Genomic DNA, 21,512 nt, shown 5'->3' with positions numbered 1-21,512 from the left:
CTGTCTCCCCGCGAGCACGTGTACCTTCGACTGCCTCGGCGTGCCTCCCGGCCTCGCGCACACCGCAGCGTGATCAAATACGGCATGGCATCGTCCTGGACTGGTGAACGGGTGCGCCTGCGCGCTGTCGAGCCCGACGACTGGACAGCGTTCGCGCGCTTCGCCGACGACGACGGGCGGCGGGCAGGCCGGCTGGATCTACCGCGGTCCGCCGAGAGCTACCGTGCCTGGACGATGGAGCAAGCCGTTGCCACGTGCGATGACGACCGCTTCGGGCTGGCAGTCGAAACGACGGCCAGAGGCGAGCTGGTCGGCACCGTCGGCTCACATCGCACCGGCCCTCGGTCGGGCTGGTTCGAGTTTGATGTCACGATCGGCACCGGCCACCGGCGCAGGGGCTACGCGGCAGAAGCCGTGGTGTTGCTGATGCGCTTCATGTTTGCCGAGCGGCGCTATCACAAATGCCTGGGCGCGGTCTTCGCCCACAACGAGGCGTCGCTGGCACTCACCCGTCGGCTCGGCTTCACCGAGGAGGGGCGCTTGCGGGAACACGTCTACTTCGCCGGCCGCTACCACGATCTCGTCATGATGGGCATGCTCGCCAACGAGTTCGACGAGCGACACGCGATGAGCGAACCGTGAGCCGGTCATCCAAGCCGGTGCGGAACAGCGCGAACTCGGTCAGCGTTCGCTGTTCGCGGGTGGCGGCGGCCTGCGCAAAGTGGCACGCAGGCGCAAGCCGACCGTTGCGAGACCTTCCAGGGTGGTGACCTGGTAGCCGGGTTCCGGTCCGCGCGGCTCGCTCACGTGGCAGCGGCGGGCGGTCTGCGCGGTCAGGAGCGTCAGCATCGCCATGGCCAGAGCGGCGCCCTCGCAGCCGTGCGGCCCGGTACCGAAGGAGAGGAAGACCCCGGGTTTCGCCGGCGAGCCCGAATCATCGAGCCAGCGCTCGGGCTGGAACCGGTCCGGATCGGTGTGTTCCCGTGCGTCGCGCTGGGCGGTGTAGGGGCAGACCAGAACGGTGGACCCGGCGTCGATGGTGTAGCCGGCGAGCTCGGTTGGTCGCGTGACGTGCCGGGTCAGCAGCCAGCTCGGGGGGTGCAGCCGCAGCACCTCGCGCACCAGCGCCTGGGTGTATCGCAGGCGGTCGAGGTGAGCGCTGGTCGTCTCGGCCGGGTCCGCGGGCAGCAAGGCGGCTTCGGCCGCGACGCGTCCCGCTGCCTGGGGGTATCGGGCCAGGTGGAGCAGGATCCATCCGGCGGCCCGGGAAGGCGTCTCGAAGGTGGCGACGGTGATTCCGGGAAGAGTGTCGAGAATGGCCTCTTCCGGCAGCAGGCCGTAGCGGGCGGAGGGCCGGAGCATCTGTCCCAGCATGTCGTCACCGAGCCGGCCCGAAGAACGGCGCCGCTGGACGATGGGCCGCAGAGCGTCGGTGAAGGCCGTTTGCTGCCGGGTGCGGAACCGCCGTGCCGGGGTGGGGATCCAGTGCGGCCATTCCCAGTGCGAGGGGCGTACGAGCACCTCGCGGGCCAGGAAGAGCTGTGAGGCGAAGGGCAGCAGGGCGGGAGCGTCCTCGGAGAAGAGGTAGCGCACGCCGATCTCTGCCAGGGCGTGCCGGACCGGGGGGAGAACCTCGACGTCCTGGCCCGTGGGCCACTGGTCGGCGAATCGAGCGGCACCGGGTGCGATCTCACCGATCCGGGCTGCAACCGCCTGCGGGCGCAGTCCGCGCATGCGGGCGGCGTGAGCGCGCGCACGTTCCTCGGACGTCGGTGCTCCGCTCGACCGCTTCAACGGCGGGAAGAGGGGTGAAGACGCCTTGGGGAAGTCCTGCGCGCGGCGCAGTACCGTTTCGCACGGCCCGGCCGTAGCGGCTACGTAGACACCCGGCTCCAGCTGCCAGACGTCCCCGCACTCGTCAGCGCCGCGACGCGCCATCGCCAGCCGGTCGCGGCTCCAGGCCGCGAAGCTGCCTTCGGGCAACCGCGGCGGCTCGTTTGTTCGGCCCATGAGATCGTGCCTGACTCTCGTACCTGTCCAGGTCGATGTCGTCGGCAGCGTGGCTGGGAGCCGGCGGGCGCGCGGGCGCGCTCGCCGACAGTGCGGTCAGTCCGAGTCGTCGCCGGCGTACGCATCCCACTCGTGGGCCCCGTACGCACCGTAGTGGCGGGCGAAGGACAGTCTGCGGAGCAACTTGGCGATCATGATGCACTCCTCTCGCCTGTCTGAACTCTCCCGGTCGAGCGTTCGGCGAGGAAGTTCCCGCCTGGCGCTCAATGGCACATGTTCCATGTTGGCACACTTGCCGCATATGTCATATTCGGGTCGTTGTCAATCGCGCATATGGAGCTGGGGCGCATCAGAACCTTCGGCAACCGGTGCGGCGGCCACCCGGCGTGCGGTTCCGGCCACTGTCAGTCTTCTCGCCTGCACGGTCAGGCGTTCTTCGGCTGCCTGTACATCGCGACTGTGCGGGACTGGTCAACGGGCTGAGCGAAAGGCGCCTGACGGGTGGAAGCCGATGTCAGGCGCCCTTCTGTAGCGTCTGGGGGCCGATGCCGCGACCGTCGCCGGTCAGCCGACCGCGGCCTCGGCGGGAGCCGGCAGGAAGTCCGGTACCCGGGCGCCGAGGCCCAGGGATTCGGCCCGGCGGCGGACGAGGTCGGCGAGGGCGAGGTCCAGGGTGCCCAGGCCGAACGGGGAGAACACGGTGACGCGGTCCTCGGCGCGTCGGAAGGGCTCTCCCGCGTTCAGCACGGCACCGAGCGAGGTGGTGATGAAGCCCCGGTTGCCGCAGAGCTGTTCGGCCAGGTGCAGGGAGGTCGACTCGCGGCACACGTGGTCCGCGTCGTCGACCACGTTGACGGCGGTCAGGATGCTTCCCGGTGTCAGGTCGCGCAGGGACACGTGCAGGACCAGGGTGCCGGGCCGGCAGGCGTCGGTGGTCAGGTGCGGGGCGGCGGCGGTGGTCGCCAGGCAGACCAGCCGGTGGGCGGCGAGCGCCTCCTCCGCGCTGACGGCGACCTCGGTCTTCAGGTCCGGCCAGCGGGCCTGGCAACGGGCGGCGAAGGACTCCGCCCGGGTGCTGTCGAGGTCGAACACGGTGACCGCGGCGAGGCCGGGCAGGACGGCCCGGAGGTAGGCGAGGATCTCGAAGCCGATCACACCGCAGCCGATCAGGGAGACACCGGTCTCGGGGACGGACGAGCCCAGCGTCGCCGCCGCGAGGGCGGCGCTCGCCGCGGTGCGCCGCGCCGAGATCACCGAGCCCTCCAGCAGGGCCTCCGGCTGCCCGGTGGCCATGGAGTTGAGGATCACCGCGGCGGAGGCGCGTTCCAGGCCCCGCGCGGTGTTACCGGGGAAGGAGGCGATCCACTTGATGCCCGCCACCGGCTCCTCCTCGCCGAGGTAGGCGGGCAGTCCGATGATCCGGTTGCGCGGGTCGTCCGGAAAGCGGAGGAAGACCGAGTGCGGCAGGGCCGTACGGCCCCGGTCGTGCAGCAGGTACGCGCGGCGCACCGCTGCGACGACCTCGGCCTCGGCGTCGTCGAGGACTTGGTGGACCTCTCCGGCTCCAAGGATCAGCATGATGCCCCCTTCATCGCCAACTTCGTCTCCTTCCACAGGTGGGACACGTCGCCGAAGTGGCGGGCGACCCATTCGTCGTCGTAGATCGTGTCGAGGTAGCGCTCCCCGCGGTCGGGCAGGACGACCGCGCAGCGCGCGCCCGCCGGGATGCGGTCGGCCATCTGGCCGACCGCCGCCACCAGGGCCCCGGAGGAGCCGCCCGCGAGGATGCCCTCCCGGGCGGCGAGCCGCCGGCAGCCGACCACGCAGTCGAGGTCCGCCACATGGACGACCTCGTCGGCGAGCCCGTCGCGGTAGAGCGCCGGCCGTACGGCCGCGCCGTGGCCCGGGATCAGCCGGGGTGCCGGAACGCCGCCGAAGATGGCGCTCCCTCTGGCGTCCACCGCGACCACGGTCACCGGCAGCTGCCGGTCGCGCACGTACTCCGCGCAGCCACGCAGGGTGCCGCAGGAACCCGTCGCGCAGAACAGGTAGTCGATCCCGCCCGGCACCGCCTCCAGGATCTCGCGCATCGTCCGCCGGTGCGCCTGGGGGTTGAGCGGGTTGGCGTACTGGTTGGGCCAGTAGGCGCCGGGGATGTGGGCGACCAGCGCGTTGATGCGGCGGATCCGGACGGGCAGGTACTCGCCCGTCGCCGGGTCGCACTCGCTCACCACCTCGACCTCCGCACCGAGGGCCCGCATGACGGCGATGTTCTGCCGGTTGGTGCGGGGGTCCACCACGCAGATGAACCGGAGCCCGTAGTAGGCGCAGATCTGGGCCAGTCCGATGCCCAGGTTGCCGGAGCTCGATTCGACGACCACCGAGCGGCCGGGCACCAGGGTGCCGCTCCGGATCAGCCCGCGCAGCATCTCCAGGGCCGAGCGGTCCTTCATGCTGCCGCCGGGGTTGAAGGCCTCCAGCTTGGCGTAGGTGGTGAAGTGCCGCCCCGGAGCGAGCTTGGCGAGTTCGATCAGCGGCGTGCCGCCGATCGTGCCGAGAACGCCGGCGGGCCCGTCGTCAGGTTCCGGCATGGCGGCCTCGCCCCGTCGGATCGGGGCGGGGCCCGAGCATCGTGCGGAACACGCTAGTTCCTCCTGTCAGCACTGGATCGAGGGGTGGTGCGTCGGCCGCCGCCCGGCCGGGTTCGGTGCGGGCGTGAGCCGAGGCCGGGCCGGGGCCCGGAGGGTCACCGCGCCGGTGCGCCGGGCGTGACGCGTACGGAGCGGGCGAGGGAGGCGGCGCCGGCGATCAGCACCATCCAGCCCGCCAGGGCCAGCGCGGCGGTCCGCGCGCCGGCCGAGTCGAGCAGCAGACCGCCCAGCAGCGAGCCGATCGGCAGCGCCCCGTTGGACAGCGTGGTCATCGCCGCGAGCACCCGGCCGCGCAACCGGTCCGGGGTGATGCCCAGTTGGTAGCTGCCGAGCGCCACGTTCCACAGCGGCCCGACGAACCACATCGCGGCGTAGGCGGCGGCGAGCGTGAACGGGTCGCGGCTGAAGGCGATCACGGCCATCAGCACCGCCCACGCCCAGTTCGCCCCGATCACCAGGGCGCCCAGTGCGACCCGGCGGGCGAACCACGGCGCCGCCAGCGAACCGAGGACACCCCCGCCCCCCGCGACGCCGACCATCAGGCCCACCCCCGCCGAGGACGCGCCGACGTCGGTGGCCAGCACGATGGTGACCAGAAACAGTGCCCGGAACATCAGGTTGCTCCCCGCCACCAGCAGGGTGGTGGTGCGCAGGAAGGGCTGTCGCCACAGCCACCTCAGGCCCTCGCGGACCTGCTCGCCCATGCTGCCGGCGCGGGCCGACCGCTCGGCCTCGAACTCCTTGCGGATGAACAGCAGTCCGGTCAGCGAGACCAGGTAGCTCAGCGCGTCGGCCAGGAACGGGACGGCCCGGCCGAGACCGAACAGCACACCGCCGAGCGGCGTCCCGAGCATCACGGCGGCCCGCCCCCGCGCCTCGTTGCGGGACAGGGCCAGCGAGAGCTGGCTCTTGGGTACCACGTTCGGGACGGCCGCGTGCGCGGCGAGCCCGTGGAACACCGTGAGCGCGCCCTCGACGAAGCTCACGGCCAGCACCAGCGGCAGGCCCAGGACGTCCAGGGCGGCGGCGACCGCGATGGCCGCCGCGCCGAGCGCGCGCAGCGCGTCGCACCAGATCATCAGCCGCCGGCGCGGCCAGCGGTCCACCAGGGCGCCGGCCGGCAACGGGAGGAGCAGTGCGGGCAGCAGCGCCACGAATCCGGCCAGGCCGGCGGCGAACGGCGAGCCGGTGAGGGCCAGGACCAGCAGCGGGTAGGCGATCGTGGTGGCCGTCGACCCGAGCAGGGAGACCGCCGAGCCGCCCCACAGCAGCAGGAAGTCGCGGTTGCGGTGCAGCGGCACCACCGGGCCGGCGGTGGCTGTGTCCGGAGGGTCTGGCGGCCGTGGCTCCGCCGGCGCCCTCGTGTCGGGGCTGGTCATCTGTCACACTCCAAGTCCGGCCCGGGCCGGACGCCAGGGCCTGTCCGGCGGATCGCGTCCGAGACGCGGGGTCCGGCACGCCCTCCCCTCCGCCCTGCAGCTGGACGCACCGGACCCCACTCACCCGGGCTGCAAGGCACCGCTGTTCTCCTCCGACCTGGTCCGCCGGGCAGGCGCTAGCCGCGCGCCGCCCCCTCCATCTGCCGGCGCAGACTGAGCGGTCGCATGTCGGTCCAGACGGTGCCGATGTGGGCCAGGCACTCGCTCCGGCTACCCTCGGTGCCCTCGGCGTACCAGCCCAGCGGCAGCTCGCGGTCGGCGAGCCAGACGGAGTACTGCTCCTCGTCGTTGCGGACGACGCGGTAGGTGCGCTCGTCGGTGTCTTCCTCGGCCACGGCGGGCCCTCCCTCGGGTGAACTGCCGCGTCACGAACCTCACGTGACCGGTGGCGGCGCCGCAGAGCCTGCCGCAGCAGCCCCCTTCGACCCCAGAGAAGGAGGCGCAGTCACCGTGGCGCCGACGCTGCCGATGTGACTGCCGGTTGTTCTCTCGGAGCGGCGACGGCCCGGCGGCGACGCTGAGGCGCATGACTGCGAACCCCTCCATCCGGACCGCGCCGCCCGAGCGCGCCCAGGAGCGCGACGCGAGCTCCGCGCTGCCCCTGACGCTGTCCGCCGAGTCCCCCGGTACGCCCCTGTCCGCATACCTGTCGGCCGCCCGACCGCTCGTCCGCGGCCGGCTGCTCGAACACGGCGCGGTGCTGCTGCGCGGCTTCGACGTCGGCGGCGTGGACGGCTTCGAGGCCGCGGTCCGGGCGGTGTCCGGCACGCCGCTGCCCTACGCGGAGCGGTCCTCGCCGCGGAGCACCATCAAGGGTCAGGTGTACACCTCGACCGACTATCCGCCGGACGAGGAGATCTTCCTCCACAACGAGAACTCCTACCAGGCGGACTGGCCGCTGAACCTCTTCTTCCACTGCGTGCAGCCGCCGGACACCCTGGGCGCGACGCCGCTCGCCGACACCCGCCGGGTGTACCGGGCGATCGACCCGTCCGTCCGGGAGGAGTTCGCCGCCCGGGACTGGATGGTGGTGCGCAACTTCTCCGACGGCTTCGGCGTGCCGTGGCAGCAGGCCTTCAACACGGGCGACCGCGGCGAGGTCGAGGCGTACTGCGCCCGCAACGGCGTCGAGACCGAGTGGACGGCGAACGGCCTGCGGACCCGTGCGCGCCGCCGGGCGGTGCACCGGCACCCGGTGACCGGCGAGACGGTCTGGTTCAACCACCTCACCTTCTTCCACGTGACCACGCTGGCCGAGGAGGTGTGCGGCGCGCTGCGGGAGATGTACGACGACGCGCAGCTGCCGACCAACACCTACTACGGCGACGGGCGGCCGATCCCGGACGAGGTCGTCGCACACCTGCGGTCCTGCTACCGCGCCGAGCAGCGGCGCTTCGACTGGCAGCGGGACGACGTGCTCCTCGTCGACAACATGCTGTCGGCGCACGCCCGCGAGCCGTTCACCGGACCGCGCCGGATCGCCGTGGCGATGGCCGAGCCCTGCTCGGCGGCCGTGCGGTCCGCCACGTACCCGGAGGTGACCGATGACCGCCGATGACAGCGGCCTGCCGCTCTCGTACGCCCAGGAACAGCTCTGGTTCCTCGACCAGCTCCGCTCCGGTGCCTCCACCGAGTACCTGATGTGCGAGGCGTTCCGCATCCGCGGCCCGCTCGACACGCGGGTGCTGGAGGCGGCGTTCACCGAGATCTCGGCACGGCACGAGGTGCTGCGCACCCGCTACGGCACCGCGCAGGGCGCCGGCGCGCAGTTCGTGGCCGAGCCCGGCCCCGTGCGGCTCGTCCCGGTGGACCTGACGGGCACGGCGCCGGCGGACCGCGAGGCGCGCGTGCGGGAACTGCACGCGGCCGAGCTGCGCACGCCGATCGACCTGCGCACCGAGGCCCCCTGGCGGCTGACCCTGGTCCGGTTCGCCGAGGAGGACGCCGCCCTGCTGGTGACGGTCCACCACATCGCCTTCGACGGATGGTCCTGGGGCGTCCTCGCCCGGGAACTGCACGAACTGTGCACCGCGTTCGCGGCCGGCCGGCCCTCGCCGCTCGACCCGGTACCGGTGCAGTACGCGGACTTCGCGCAGTGGCAGCGCGACACCTGGGCGGCCGCACCCGCGCGGGCCGAGCAGCGGCGCGGCTACTGGCGGGAGCGGCTGGCGGGCCTGGAGCCGCTGGAGCTGCCCGCCGACCGCCGGCGCCCGGCGCACTGGGACCCGGCCGGGGACAGCGTCCCGTTCACGGTGCCGGCGGAGCTTGCCGGGCGGCTGGCGGTGCTCGGCCGGGACGCGGGCGCGACCCCGTTCATGGTGCACCTGGCCGCGTTCCAGCTGTTGCTCGCGCGCTGGTCCGGCCGCACCGACGTGGCGGTCGGCGTGTCCGTCTCGGACCGCGACCAGGTCGAACTGGAGCCGCTGGTCGGCCTGTTCCTCAACACCGTGGTGCTGCGCTCCGACCTGTCCGGCCACGGCTCGTTCCTCGACCTGCTGGCGCGGGTCCGGGAGACCACCCTGGACGCCTACGAGCACCAGGACGTGCCGTTCGGCTGGGTGGTGGCCGACCTCGCGCCCGAGCGGGACCCTTCCCGCAACCCGGTGTTCCAGGTCGGCTTCGCGCTGCACAACGCCGAGCGCCGCCCGCTGCGGCTGCCCGGACTCGACGTCGCCAAGGTCGAGCCGGCCACCGATCACTCCGCCTTCGACCTGTCGCTGCACCTGTCCGAACTCCCGGACGGCTCGATCGCGGCCCGGCTCATCTTCCCCACCGCGCTGTTCGACCGCGCGCGGATCGAGCGGATGGCGGCGAGCCTGCTGCGGCTGCTCACCGGCATCGCCGAGCACCCGGACGCCCCCGCACACGCGTTGGAGACCGTCCCCGCCGAGCAACTGGCGGCCTTCGAGCGCTGGAACCGCACCGAGACCGAGCGGCCGCGGCAGTCGCTCGCCGAACTGTTCTTCGCCCAGGCCCTGGCCACCCCGGACGCGGTGGCCGTGGTGTCCGGCGAGAAGGAGACCCGCTACGCCGACCTCGCCGACCGGGTGCGGCGGCTGGCCGGACTGCTGCGCTCGCGCGGCGTCGGCCCGGAGAGCGCGGTGGGCGTCGCGCTGCACCGCGGCACCGACCTGGTCGCCACCGTTCTCGCCGTGCTCACCGCGGGCGGCGTGTACGTGCCGCTGGCACCGGAACACCCGGCGGAGCGGCTGGCCCACCTGATCGGCGACGCCGAAGTGACCCTGCTGGTCACCGAGGAGGCGCTGTCCGGGCAGCTGCCGGCCCACCCGGACACCCTCGTCCTCGACGCCGTCCGGCCGCGGGAGTTCGCGCAGGCCCCGCCCCTCGAACCGGAGGGCGCGGTCGGCACCCGGGCCGCGTACGTGATGTACACCTCCGGTTCGACCGGCCGGCCCAAAGGTGTCGTCGTACCCGAAGCCGCGATCCGCAACCGCGTGCTCTGGTCGGTGGAGCGCTACGGCCTGGGCCCCGGCGACCGGGTGCTGCAGAAGACCACCATAGGTTTCGACGCCGCGCTGTGGGAGTTCCTCTCCCCGCTGGTGTGCGGGGCCGCGGTGGTGACGGGCCCCCAGGACGCCCACCGCGACCCGGCGGTGATGGTCCGTGCCGTGGCCGACCACCGGGTCACCGTGCTGCAGGGCGTGCCCTCGATGCTGCGCCTGCTGCTGGAGGAGCCGGCCCTGGCCGACTGCGCCTCACTGCGCCTGCTGTGCTCGGCGGGCGAGCCGCTGCCCGCCGACCTGGCCGACCGGCTGCGCCGCACCCTCGACGCCGAGGTCGTCAACACCTACGGCCCCACCGAGTGCGCCGTGGACGCCACCGCCTGGCACTTCGACCCGGACGAGCCCGGCGACCTGGTGCCCATCGGCCTGCCGCTGCCGAATGTGCGCACCTACGTGGTGGACACCGAGGGCCGTCAGGTGCCCGTCGGGGTGACCGGCGAGCTGCACGTCGGCGGCCTCGGACTCGCCCGCGGGTACGCGGGCCGGGGCGACCTCACCGCGGACCGGTTCGTCCCCGATCCGGACGCGGCCGTGCCCGGCGCGCGCCGGTACCGCACCGGCGATCTGGTACGGCGCCGCGCGGACGGCGCGCTGGAGTACGTCGGACGCGTCGACGACCAGGTCAAGATCGGCGGAGTGCGGATCGAGCCCGGCGAGATCGAGGTCCTGCTGTCGGCCCATCCCTCGGTGGCCGCCGCCGTGGTGGCCGTGCAGCGGTCCGACGCGGGCGACGCGCGGCTGACCGCCTACGCGGTGCCCGCCGCGGGGGAGCGGATCGATCCGGAGGCGCTGCGAGTCCACCTGGCCGCCACGCTGCCGGAGGCGATGCTGCCGTCCGCCGTCGTCGAACTCGCCGAGCTTCCCCTCACGCCGAACGGAAAGGTCGACCGCCGCCGGCTGCCGGCCGCCGCCGAACCCGGCCGGCCCGCCGCCGAGGACCGGCAGGCCCCGCGCACCCCCGCGGAGGAGGCCGTCGCCGCGCTGATGGCCGAGATCCTCGGCGTCGAACGGGTCGGCGCCCAGGACGACTTCTTCCTGCTGGGCGGCCACTCCCTGCTCGCGATCAGGCTCGTGCTGCGGCTGCGGCGCGCCTTCGGTACCGAACTGACCGTCGGCGAACTGTTCCAGGCGCGGACGGTCGCCGCGCTGGCCGCCCGGCTCACCGAGGCCGGCGCCGGCGCCGAGCCCGCCCCGGACACCGATCCGGACGCCGTCCGGCCCGCGGGCCGGGACCGCCCGCTGCCGCTCTCGTTCGGCCAGCAGCGGATGTGGTTCCTCGACCAGCTGGAGCCCGGGACCCACGAGTACGTCGTCCCGCTGGCGCTGCGGCTGACCGGACCGCTCGACACCGTCGCGCTGCGCCACGCGCTGGACGCGCTGTCCGGACGGCACGAGATCCTGCGGACCAGGTACCGCTCCGAGGGCGGCGAGCCCGTCCAGGTCGTCGACCCCGCCGGGCCGGTGGACTTCACCCTGACCGACCTGACGGGCACGCCCGACGCCGAGCCACGGGCCCGAGCGCTGGTGGACGAGCTGGCCCGCCGGCCGTTCGACCTCGAACACGGACACCCGCTGCGGGCGACCCTGATCCGCACCGCCCCCGAGGACCACCTCCTCGTGCTGACCCTGCACCACATCGCCTTCGACGCCTGGTCGACCAACGTCTACCTGCGCGACCTCGACCTCTCCTACCGGGCCTTCGCCGCGGGCGATCCGTCACCGCTCACCCCGCAGCCGGTGCGCTACGCCGACTTCGCGGTGTGGCAGCGCGAGCAGCAGCGGGCCGGCCGGCTGGACCACCAACTCGCCTACTGGCGCGACCGCCTGGAAGGACTCACGCCCGTCGAACTGCCCACCGACCGGGTCCGCTCGGCGGTCCGCGACGCCCGCGGCGACAACGTCGTCGTCGAGGTCGCGCCGGAGGTGGCCCGGGCCGTCACCGAACTGGCCGGCCGGCACGGCGCGACCCCGTTCATGGTGATGCTCGCCGCGTTCCAGGTGCTGATGCGGCGCTGGACCGGCCGCGACGACCTCGCGGTGGGGACCCCGGTCGCCGGCCGGACCCGCCAGGAGACCGAGGACCTGGTCGGGTTCTTCACCAACAACCTGGTGATCCGCAGCGACCTCGGCGGCAACCCGGCCTTCGGCGAACTGCTGGAGCAGGTCCGCCGCACGGTGCTCGACGCCTTCGCCCACCAGGACGTGCCGTTCGAGCACCTGGTCGACGCGCTGCAACCGGAGCGGGACCTCTCCCGCAATCCGCTGTTCCAGATCATGTTCGAGCATCAGCACCTGGCAGGCGTCCCGGACCGGCTCGGCGCGGTCGCCGTGGAACCGGTCCGGGCCGGACTGGAGACCGCCAAGTTCGACCTCACCGTGACCGTCAAGGAGCGCGGCGGGCGCATGTACTGCTGGTTCGAGTACGCGACCGCGCTCTTCGACCGGGAGACCGTCGAACGGATGGCGGGCCACTACCTGACCCTGGTCGGCAGTGTGACGGCCGCCCCCGGCGACCGGATCGGCGACCTCCGCATGCTCACCGAGGACGAGCGGCAGCGCGCCCTCACCACCTGGGCCGACCCGGAGTCCGCACGGGCCGCCGTGCTCGACCCGGCCGACGAACACGAACTGTGCGTACCGGAGCTGTTCGCCCGGCAGGTCCGGCGGGCCCCGGACGCCATCGCCGTGGTCTTCGGTGACCAGCAGGTCAGCTACGCCGAACTCGACACGCTCTCCGACCGGTTCGCCGCCCGCCTGCGCTCCCTCGGGGTCACCGCGGAGACGGTCGTCGGCTCCTGCCTGGAGCGCGGCGTCGAGGCGGTGGTGGTCCTGCTCGCCGTACTGAAGGCCGGCGGCGTCTACGTGCCGTTCGACCCCGGGCACCCCGCCGAGCGGCTGGAGCTCATGCTCGCCGACGCCGGCCCGGAACTCGTCGTCACCACCCGCGCGTTCGCCGGCCGCCTGACCGGAGCCCACCGGGTGGTCCTGGCCGACGCCGACGCCCCGGACGAGCCCGGCCCGGCCCCCGCGGTCCCGGCGCCCGTCCCGGCCCGGCCGCGCAACCTCGCCTACGTCATCTACACCTCCGGCTCGACCGGCCGCCCCAAGGGCGTGATGATCGAGCACCGCGCGTACGCCCACCACTGCCGGGTGATCGCCGACGCGTACGGCATCGTCCCCGGTGAACGGGTGGCCCTGCTGTCCGCCCTCACCTTCGACGTGGCGATGGACCAGACCGCGGCGACCCTGGTGGCCGGCGCCACCGTCGTCGTCGCCGACCCGGTGTTCTGGACCCCGGACGAACTGCCCGCCCGGCTCGCCGAGCACGGCGTCACCGTCCTGGAGATCACCCCGTCCTACTACCGGGCAGTCCTGGAGTCGCCCGACCTGCCCCTGCTGGACTCGCTGAAGCTGATGAACGTCGGCAGCGACGTGGTCACCGGCCTGGACGCGCGGCGCTGGTCCGAAACCGGTCTGCCCGCCCGCTTCCTGTGCAACTACGGGCCGACCGAGGCCACTGTCACCTGCCTGCTGCATCCCGTCCCCGAGGCGCCCGCGGAGGGCGACGCGGCCGGTGCCCTGCCGCTCGGCCGGCCCGTGCCCGGCACCCGGGCCTACATCCTGGACGCGGACCTGCGGCCCGTCCCCGTCGGCGTCCCCGGCGAGCTGTACCTCGGCGGCGTCCGGCTGGCCCGCGGCTACCACCGGCGGCCGGACCTCACCGCGGACCGGTTCGTGCCCGATCCCTTCGCCACCGAGCCCGGCGGGCGGCTCTACCGCACCGGCGACCTGACCCGCCACCGCCCCGACGGCACCATCGAGTTCCTCGGCCGGATCGACCACCAGGTCAAGGTCCGCGGCCTGCGCATCGAACTCGGCGAGATCGAGGCGGCACTCGCCCGGCACCCCGCCCTCCAGGAGGCGGTGGTCACCGCCCCGCAGACGGCTCCCGGTGAACGCCGGCTGGCCGCCTACCTGGTGGCGCGTCCCGGCAGCCCGATGCCCGACGTGGCCGAGCTGCGCGCACACCTGGGCGCACTCCTGCCCGAGTACATGATCCCCTCCGTGTGGGTGCCGCTCGACGCGTTCCCGCTGACGGCCAGCAAGAAGATCGACCGCAAGGCCCTGCCGGACGCCTCGGCCGCCCTGACCGGCGGCGCCCGCGAGCACCTCGCCCCGCGCGACCCCGCCGAGGAGGCCGTCGCCGCGATCTGGTCCGAGGTCCTGGGCCAGGAGCGGATCGGCGCCCACGACGACTTCTTCGCCCTGGGCGGGCACTCGCTGCTCGCCACCCGGGTGCTGGCCCGGCTCCGCGAGACGTTCGCCGTCGAGCTGCCCCTGCGCCTGCTGTTCGAGGCCACCACCGTGGCCCGGCTCTCCCAGGCGGTGTCCGAGGCCGTGGAGGCCGACGTCGCCGCGCTCTCCGACCAAGAAGTGGCGGGTCTGCTCGCCGAGGAAGGCCTGCGATGACCGACACCAGGGACCGCGCGCACCTGAGGCAGGAACTGCTCCGCCTGCGCCTCGCCGGACGGGCCGCCCCCGCCCCGGCGGACGGCATCGCCCGCGCGCCGCGCGGCGGCCCGCTCCCGCTCTCCTTCGCCCAGCGCCGCCTGTGGATCCTCGACCGGCTCCAGCCCGGCGGCACCGAGTACCTGATGACCGTGGCGCTCAGGCTGCGCGGCTCTCTCGACCGGGCCGCGCTGCGCACCGCGCTGGACGGGATCCTCCACCGGCACGAGGTGCTGCGGACCCGCTATCCGGTGGCCGACGGCGAGCCCGTGCAGATCGTCGACGAGCCGGGCAGCGTCCCCCTCGTCGAGGAGGACCTCGGCGCCCTCGACCGGGCGGCCGCGGACGCCCGGATCGCCGCCCTGGCCACCGGCGCGCGCCGGCCGGTCGACCTCGCCGAGGGCCCGGTGTTCTCCGCCGTGCTGGCCCGCATGGCAGAGCAGGAGCACGTCCTCCTGCTCACCGTCCACCACATCGCCTGCGACGGGCGGTCCGAGGACGTCCTCGTCCGCGAACTCGCGGAACGCTACGCGGACGCGGTCGCCGGGCGGCCCACCCGCTCGCCCGAACCACAGGTGCAGTACGCCGACTTCGCCCTCTGGCAGCGCGAACGGCTGTCCGGCGCGGCGCTGCGCCGCCCGCTGGACCACTGGCGCGAGCGGCTGGCCGGGCTGCCGCCCCTGGAACTGCCCACCGACCGCCCCCGTCCCGCCGTACGCGACTCGGCGGGCGGGCTCGCGCCGCTCGCCGTGCCGGCCGGCACCGCCCGGCGGCTGACGGCGCTCGCGCGGGAGCACGGCGCCACCCCCTTCATGGCCCTGCTGGCCGCGCACGCCGTCCTGCTCGGCCGCTGGAGCGGCCGGCGCGACGTCGCCGTCGGCTTCCCGGTGGCAGGGCGCGACCGCGCGCAGCTCGAGGACCTGGTCGGCCTCTTCCTCAACACGCTGGTGCTGCGGGTCGACCTGGCCGGGGCACCGTCGTTCGCGGACCTGGTGCGGCAGGTCCGCGAACGCGCCCTCGACGCCTACGCCCACCAGGAGCTGCCCTTCGAGCGGCTGGTCGAGGAACTGGCACCGGAGCGGGACCCGTCCCGTACGCCGCTGTTCTCCTCCATGCTGCTGTGGCAGGACGCGGCCGGTTCGCCGGCGCCGACGCCGATGGGCCCGCTGACGGCCGAGCGGCTGCCGGTCGGCGAGAGCACCGCCAAGTTCGACCTCACCGTGGGGCTCGCCGAGCAACCGGACGGCTCGCTGTCCGGCGGCGTCAACTACGCCTCGGCGCTGTTCGACCCGGCGACGGCCGAACGGTTCGCCGCGCAGTTCGCCCGCCTGCTGGAGAGCGCGGTCGCCTCGCCCGGCACCCCGGTGGACGAACTGGAGATCCTGCCCGCGGCGGAGCGCGACCGCCAGCTCGTCGACTGGAACGCGACCGGCCGGTCCTACCCGGCCGGCACCCTCACAGAGCTGTTCGAGACCCAGGCCGCGCGCACCCCCGACGCCGAGGCGGTGCGCTTCGAGGGCGCCGGCCTCGGCTACCGGGACCTGAACGAGCGGGCCGGTCTGCTCGCCCACCACCTGCGCACCCTCGGCGTCGGACCCGAGTCCGTGGTCGGCGTCTGCCTGCACCGGGGCACCGACCTCGTGGTGGCGCTGCTGGCGGTGCTCAAGGCCGGCGGCGCCTACCTGCCGCTCGACCCGGACTACCCGGCCGACCGGCTCGCCTTCATGCTGGAGGACTCCGGCGCCCGGGCCGTGATCACCGACCCCGGACTCGCCCCCCTGGTGCGCGACCGCGCGCCGCACCTGGTCGACATCACCGCGGACATCCCCCGCACCCGCGCCCACCCCCCGGCCGTCGCGGCGGCCCCCGAGCACCCGGCGTACCTGATCTACACGTCGGGCTCCACCGGCCGCCCCAAGGGCGTGCTGATCGAGCACCGGGCCATCGTCAACCGGCTGCACTGGATGCAGGAGACCTACGGTCTCGGCGCCGACGACCGGGTGCTGCAGAAGACGCCCTACAGTTTCGACGTCTCGGTGTGGGAGTTCTTCTGGCCGCTGATCACCGGCGCCACCCTGGTGCTCGCCCGCCCCGGCGGCCACCGCGACCCGGCCTACCTGGCCGGGCTGATCGGCACCGAGGCGATCACCACCGTCCACTTCGTACCGTCGATGCTGCGGGCCTTCCTCGCCGGGCCGCTGCCGGCCCTGCCCTCGCTGCTCCGCATGGTGTGCAGCGGCGAGGCGCTCCCCGCCGACCTGGTCACCGCCGTGCACGAGCGGATCGGCTGCGAGCTGCACAACCTGTACGGACCGACCGAGGCCGCCGTGGACGTCACCGCGACCCGGTGCGAACCGGGCCTCCCCGTCACCATCGGCCGCCCGATCGCCAACACCCGCACCTACATCCTGGACGACGCGCTGCGGCCGGTGCCGATCGGCGTGCCGGGCGAACTCCTGCTCGGCGGCGTCCAGCTCGCCCGCGGCTACCTGAACCGTCCGGCGCTCACCGCCGACCGCTTCGTGCCCGACCCCTTCGCCACCGAGCCCGGCGGCCGGCTGTACCGCACCGGCGACCTGGCCCGGTACCGCGCGGACGGCGCCATCGAGTACCTGGGCCGGCTCGACCACCAGGTGAAGATCCGCGGCCAGCGGGTCGAACTCGGCGAGATCGAGGCGGTGCTGGCCGAGGCGCCCGGCGTCGCGGCCGCGGCCGTCGCCGTGCACGACGAGCAGCTCGTGGGATACCTGGTGCCGCCCTCGGCCGACGTCGAGGCGGCCCGCGAGCACCTGCGCGGGCGGCTGCCGGAACACATGCGGCCCGTGCACTGGACCCTGCTGGAGACGCTGCCCCTGACGCCCAGCGGCAAGACCGACCGCACGGCGCTGCCCGCACCCGACCGGACGCGCTCCGGCCTCGTCGGCGCGTTCACCGCCCCGAGCACGGCGATCGAGCGGACCCTCGCGGACGCCTTCGCCACGGCCCTGGGCGTCGACGAGGTCGGGGTGCACGACGGCTTCTTCCAGCTCGGCGGAGACTCCATGCGCGCCATCCGGGCCGTCGGAGCCCTGCGCGACCAGGGGCTCGACCTCACCGTGCAGGACGTCTTCGCCCGGCAGACCGTCGCCGAACTGGCCCCGGTGGCGGCCGCCCGGCCGGCGGCCGAGCCCCAGGAGACCACCCTGACCGGCCGGTTCGAGCTGCTCGCCCCGGGCGACCGGGACCGGCTCCCGGAGGGACTGGCCGACGCCTACCCCATGGGCCAGGTCCAGGTGGGCATGGTCTACGAGATGCTCGCCGACCCCGAACGCAACACCTACCTCAACGTCAGCACCTTCCAGATCCTGGACGACGGCCCGTTCTCCGCCGAGGCGTTCACCGGCGCGGTCCGCCTGCTGGTCGAGCGGCACGAGATCCTCCGCACCTCCTTCGACCTCACCGGGTACTCCGAACCGCTCCAGCTCGTGCACCCCGCCGACGGCCTGGAGGTGGCGGCCGGCGTCACCGACCTGCGCGGTCTGCCGGCCGAGGAACAGCGAGCGCGGGTGCGGGACTTCCGCGCCGAGGCCCAGCGCACCCCGTTCGACATCGGCCGCGCCCCGCTGCTGCGGTACCACGCCCACCTGATCGGCGACCGGGAGTGGCTGCTGACCCACGTCGAGTGCCACGCCATCCTGGACGGCTGGAGCCACCACTCGGTCATCGGCGAGCTGCGAACCCTCTACCGCGAGCTGTCCCGGGGCGCCGCCACCCCGCCCGCGGCCCCGCCACGGGTCCGCTACGCCGACTTCGTCAAGCTGGAGAAGCGAGCCCTGGCCTCGTCGGCGGACCGGGAGTTCTGGCGGGAGCGGATCACCGGCCACGAGCGGCTCCGGCTGCCCGCCGACAGCGCCCTCGCCGAGGCGGACTCGCCGGCCCCCGAGGTGCGGCTGCCCTGGGCGCACCTGGAGCCACGGCTGCGCCGGCTCGCCGCCGACACCCAGACGTCGCTCAAGAGCGTCCTGTACACCGCCCACCTGAAGGTGCTCGGCCTGATCAGCGGCCAGCACCGGTTCTTCGCCGGCGCCGTCACCAACGGCCGGCCCGAACTGCCGGGCGGCGACCGGGTGCGCGGCATGTACCTCAACACGGTGCCGTTCGCCGTCGACCTGCGGGCGCCGAGCTGGCGCGAGCTCGTGCGGTCGGTGTTCGCCGAGGAACTGGCGCTGTGGCCGCACCGGCGCTACCCGTTGCCCGCGATGCAGCGCGCATGGGGCGGCGGCGAACCGCTCGTCGAGGTGGTCTTCGCGTACCTGGACTTCCACGTGCTCGACGAGCAGCGCGCGGACATCGGCACGGTCGACGACCACAGTCCGAACGAGTTCACCCTCGACGTGTGGACCTTCCCGGGCGAGCTGCGGATGACCTGCCGGCCCGGCTGGGCCGGCGAAGAGCGGCTGGCGGCCATCGGCGACGCCTTCCTGGGCGTCCTCACCGCGATGGCCGACGACGCCGACGCGGACCCGCGCCGCTTCCGCGCTCCCGGCCTGGAGCAGACCGACGGGACGCCGACCGGCAGCCGGCCGCTGCCCGAGGTCTGCGTGCCCGAACTGCTCGCCGCCCGCGCCCGCCCCGACGCGACCGCGCTGGAGGACGGCCCGCGTCGGCTCACCTACCGGGAACTCGACGCCCGTTCCAACCAGCTGGCCCACCTGCTGCGCGGGCTCGGCATCGGCCCGGAGCAGCCGGCCGCGCTCTGCCTGGACCGCGGCATCGAGGCGGTGGTCGCCATGCTCGCCGTCCTCAAGGCCGGCGGGTACTACGTACCGCTCGACCCCGGCTACCCGGACGCCCGCATCGGCTACGTCCTGGACGACGTCCGTGCCGGGGTGGTCCTGTGCCGCCCGCAGGACACCGCCCGCCTGGCCGGGTTCGCCGGCCTCAGCAGCGTCCCCCTGGACGCCGGCTGGGCCGTCCTCGACGGGCTGCCCGAGACCCCCGTCGAGGCGGGCACGGTCCCCGACAACCTGGCGTACGTCACCTACACCTCGGGCTCCACCGGCCGGCCCAAAGGCGTGCAGGTCACGCACCGGGGCATCGTCCGGCTGGTGCACGATCCGAACTACGCCGACCTCGACCCGGACCAGGTGCTGCTGCTGCACGCGCCGCTCGCCTTCGACGCGTCCACGCTGGAGGTGTGGGGAGCGCTGGCCAACGGCGCCCGGCTCGCCGTCTGCCCGCCCGGGGCGACCACGGCCGACGAGCTGGCCGAGGTGGTCCGCCGGCACGGCGTGACGCTGCTCTGGCTCACCGCCGGCCTGTTCCAGCACATGGTGGAGACCCGCCCGGAGCTGCTGGCCGAGGTACGGCAGGTGCTCGCCGGCGGCGACGCGCTCTCGCCCTCGCACGTACGCACCGCCCTGGCCCACGGAGTGGCGCTGACCAACGGCTACGGCCCCACGGAGTGCACCACCTTCAGCACCGCGCTGCGCGGAGTGACCGAGGCGGACGCCGACCGAGGTGTGCCGATCGGCACACCGATCACCGACACCCGGGTGCTGGTGGTCGACGAGGAACTCGACCCGGTGCCGGTCGGGGTGCCCGGCGAACTCCTGGTCGGCGGCCCCGGACTCGCCCGCGGCTACCTGGGCCGCCCCGATCTGACCGCGGACCGCTTCGTGCCGGACCCCTCCGGGACCGTCCCCGGGGCGCGCCTGTACCGCACCGGGGACATCGCCCGGCGCGACGCCGACGGCACGCTGTCCTTCATCGGCCGGCGCGACGGCCAGGTGAAGATCCGCGGCCACCGGGTCGAGCTCGCCGAGGTGGAGGCCGCGCTCGGCGGCCTCCCGTCCGTCCGGGCGGCGGCGGCCGCGGTGCATCCGGGACCGGACGGCCACAAGAGGCTGGCCGGCTATGTCGTCCTCGAACCCGGGCACGGTCCGCTGGACGTCGCGGCGCTGCGCGAGCAGCTGCGGCGGCGGGTGCCCGACTACCTGGTGCCCGGCGCCTGGGTGGAGCTGGCCGCCCTCCCGCTCACCGCCAACGGGAAGATCGACCGGGCCGCGCTGCCCGAGCCCGCCGGACCCGCCCCGGCATCGGCCCACACCGCCCCGCGCACACCCGCCGAGCGGGCCGTGGCCGAGGTCTGGAGCGAGGTGCTCGGTGTGCAGCGGGTCGGTGCCGACGACGACTTCCACGTCCTCGGCGGGCACTCGCTGGCGATCTTGCGGATCATCGCCCTGCTGCGCGAACGGCACGGCATCGAGCTGACCGTCCGGTCGTTCCTGGAGCGCCCCACCGTGGCGGGGCTCGCCGCGGCCGCCGAGGCCGGCACGCCGGCGGCCCGGTCACTGGTCTGGCTGCGGCGCGAGGGCACCCGGCCGCCGCTGTTCTGCGTGCACCCAGGGGGCGGCAGCGCCCACTGGTACCGCCCGCTGGTCCCGTACCTCGACCCCGACCAGCCGGTCGCGGCCTTCGGCTGGCCCGGCCTACAGGCCGAGCACGGCCCCGTCCCCTCGACGGAACAGATGGCGGAGCGCTACCTGGCCGAGTTGCGGGCCGAGGCACCGCACGGGCCGTACCGGTTGTTCGGCTGGTGCGGCGGCAGCGGCATCGCGAGCGAGATGGCGCACCGGCTCACGGCCGAGGGCGAGGAGGTCACCTTCATCCTGCTCGACCCGGGCCTGGACAACCACGAGCGGATCGAGCTGTGGCGGGAGTACTGGCTGATCGAGAGCTGTGTGGCGAAGCTGACCGAGCTGGCCGCCGCGCCGTCCGGGCAGGACACCTCGGCGCTGCGGGCGGAGGCCCTGGCGCTGCTCGAACACCTGGTGGACGACGTCGATCCGGAGGTCGGGATCACGCTGCCGGAACACGGCGCCGGCGAGGTCTGGCTGCCCTCCGCGAAGATGTGGCGCGAGGTCATGGAGATGTGCCTGACCTACCGGCACCGCCCGTACCCCGGCCGGCTGCACCTGATCGCCAGCGACGAACTGGCCGACGGCAAGCACGAGGTGGCCTCCGGGCAGTCGTTCCCCGACTACCTCGCCAGGTGGCGCGAACTCACCGGGGACGTGACGCTGCACCGGATCCCCGGTGACCACTTCGGCGTGCTGAAGCCGCCGCACCTCGGCCGGCTCGCCGAGGCCGTCACCGCCATCCTCGGCGGCGGGGGCACGGAGGACGCGGGCTGACGCGGGCGGGCGGGACGGCCGGGAGGGCGGGGGCGCGCTGGGCGCCCCCGCCCTCCCGTGCGTCGACCGACGGACCGGATCGCGGTCGGCGCCGGAGGGCGCAGGGCCACGCCGCGCACCGGACCGGCCGTGTCGACCGGCCCGAGTCCGTGCGAACAACCCCGGGCCGCTGCCGCTGCCGCTCACGCGGGGCGGGCAGAGCGG

The 21,512-nt window shown here is 74.1% G+C and carries 9 protein-coding genes; 4 read left to right on the top strand and 5 right to left on the bottom strand.

All coding sequences use genetic code 11. From position 1 onward, the window contains the following. Nucleotides 1-84: 84 nt before the first annotated feature. Nucleotides 85-642: a GNAT family protein gene (locus AB0P24_RS12720; RefSeq protein WP_365793126.1), complete on the top strand. Its 558-nt coding sequence runs from the start codon at nucleotides 85-87 to the stop codon at nucleotides 640-642. Nucleotides 643-681: 39 nt separating this feature from the next. Here the strand turns inward: AB0P24_RS12720 and AB0P24_RS12715 are convergent, their stop codons facing one another. The 5 genes from AB0P24_RS12715 to AB0P24_RS12695 form a co-directional block, all read right to left on the bottom strand. Further along, on the bottom strand, nucleotides 682-2,010 hold the full coding sequence (locus AB0P24_RS12715) for a cytochrome P450 (RefSeq protein WP_365793068.1): 1,329 nt from the start codon (nucleotides 2,008-2,010) through the stop codon (nucleotides 682-684). Nucleotides 2,011-2,574: 564 nt separating this feature from the next. Next, complete coding sequence (gene sbnB, locus AB0P24_RS12710) at nucleotides 2,575-3,588, bottom strand: 2,3-diaminopropionate biosynthesis protein SbnB (RefSeq protein WP_365793066.1); 1,014 nt, start codon at nucleotides 3,586-3,588, stop codon at nucleotides 2,575-2,577. Then, nucleotides 3,582-4,601, bottom strand: coding sequence for a 2,3-diaminopropionate biosynthesis protein SbnA (gene sbnA, locus AB0P24_RS12705; RefSeq protein WP_365793064.1), 1,020 nt, complete (start codon nucleotides 4,599-4,601; stop codon nucleotides 3,582-3,584). The genes sbnB and sbnA overlap by 7 nt, the downstream gene beginning before the upstream one ends. 155 nt (nucleotides 4,602-4,756) lie before the next feature. Next, nucleotides 4,757-6,040: an MFS transporter gene (locus AB0P24_RS12700; protein ID WP_365793062.1), complete on the bottom strand. Its 1,284-nt coding sequence runs from the start codon at nucleotides 6,038-6,040 to the stop codon at nucleotides 4,757-4,759. Nucleotides 6,041-6,216: 176 nt separating this feature from the next. Beyond that, nucleotides 6,217-6,435 carry an MbtH family NRPS accessory protein gene (locus tag AB0P24_RS12695; protein ID WP_365793060.1) on the bottom strand — a complete coding sequence of 73 codons (219 nt, stop codon included), beginning with the start codon at nucleotides 6,433-6,435 and terminating at the stop codon, nucleotides 6,217-6,219. A gap of 191 nt (nucleotides 6,436-6,626) precedes the next feature. Between AB0P24_RS12695 and AB0P24_RS12690 the strand changes: the two genes are divergently transcribed. From AB0P24_RS12690 to AB0P24_RS12680, 3 genes are read left to right on the top strand one after another with little or no spacing between them, the layout of a single operon-like run. Then, entirely contained in the window at nucleotides 6,627-7,658 is a 1,032-nt protein-coding gene (locus AB0P24_RS12690) for a TauD/TfdA family dioxygenase (protein WP_365793058.1), read from the top strand. Further along, nucleotides 7,645-14,094, top strand: a complete 6,450-nt coding sequence (locus AB0P24_RS12685) for an amino acid adenylation domain-containing protein (protein ID WP_365793056.1) — start codon at nucleotides 7,645-7,647, stop codon at nucleotides 14,092-14,094. The genes AB0P24_RS12690 and AB0P24_RS12685 overlap by 14 nt, the downstream gene beginning before the upstream one ends. Beyond that, nucleotides 14,091-21,308: an amino acid adenylation domain-containing protein gene (locus AB0P24_RS12680; protein ID WP_365793054.1), complete on the top strand. Its 7,218-nt coding sequence runs from the start codon at nucleotides 14,091-14,093 to the stop codon at nucleotides 21,306-21,308. The genes AB0P24_RS12685 and AB0P24_RS12680 overlap by 4 nt, the downstream gene beginning before the upstream one ends. The last annotated feature ends 204 nt before the right edge of the window (nucleotides 21,309-21,512 follow it).

The organism is Streptomyces sp. NPDC086519 (assembly GCF_040686075.1).
In the GTDB taxonomy this organism is placed as follows: Bacteria; Actinomycetota; Actinomycetes; order Streptomycetales; family Streptomycetaceae; genus Streptomyces; species Streptomyces shenzhenensis.
This window is presented reverse-complemented; position numbering and strand designations above follow the sequence as displayed.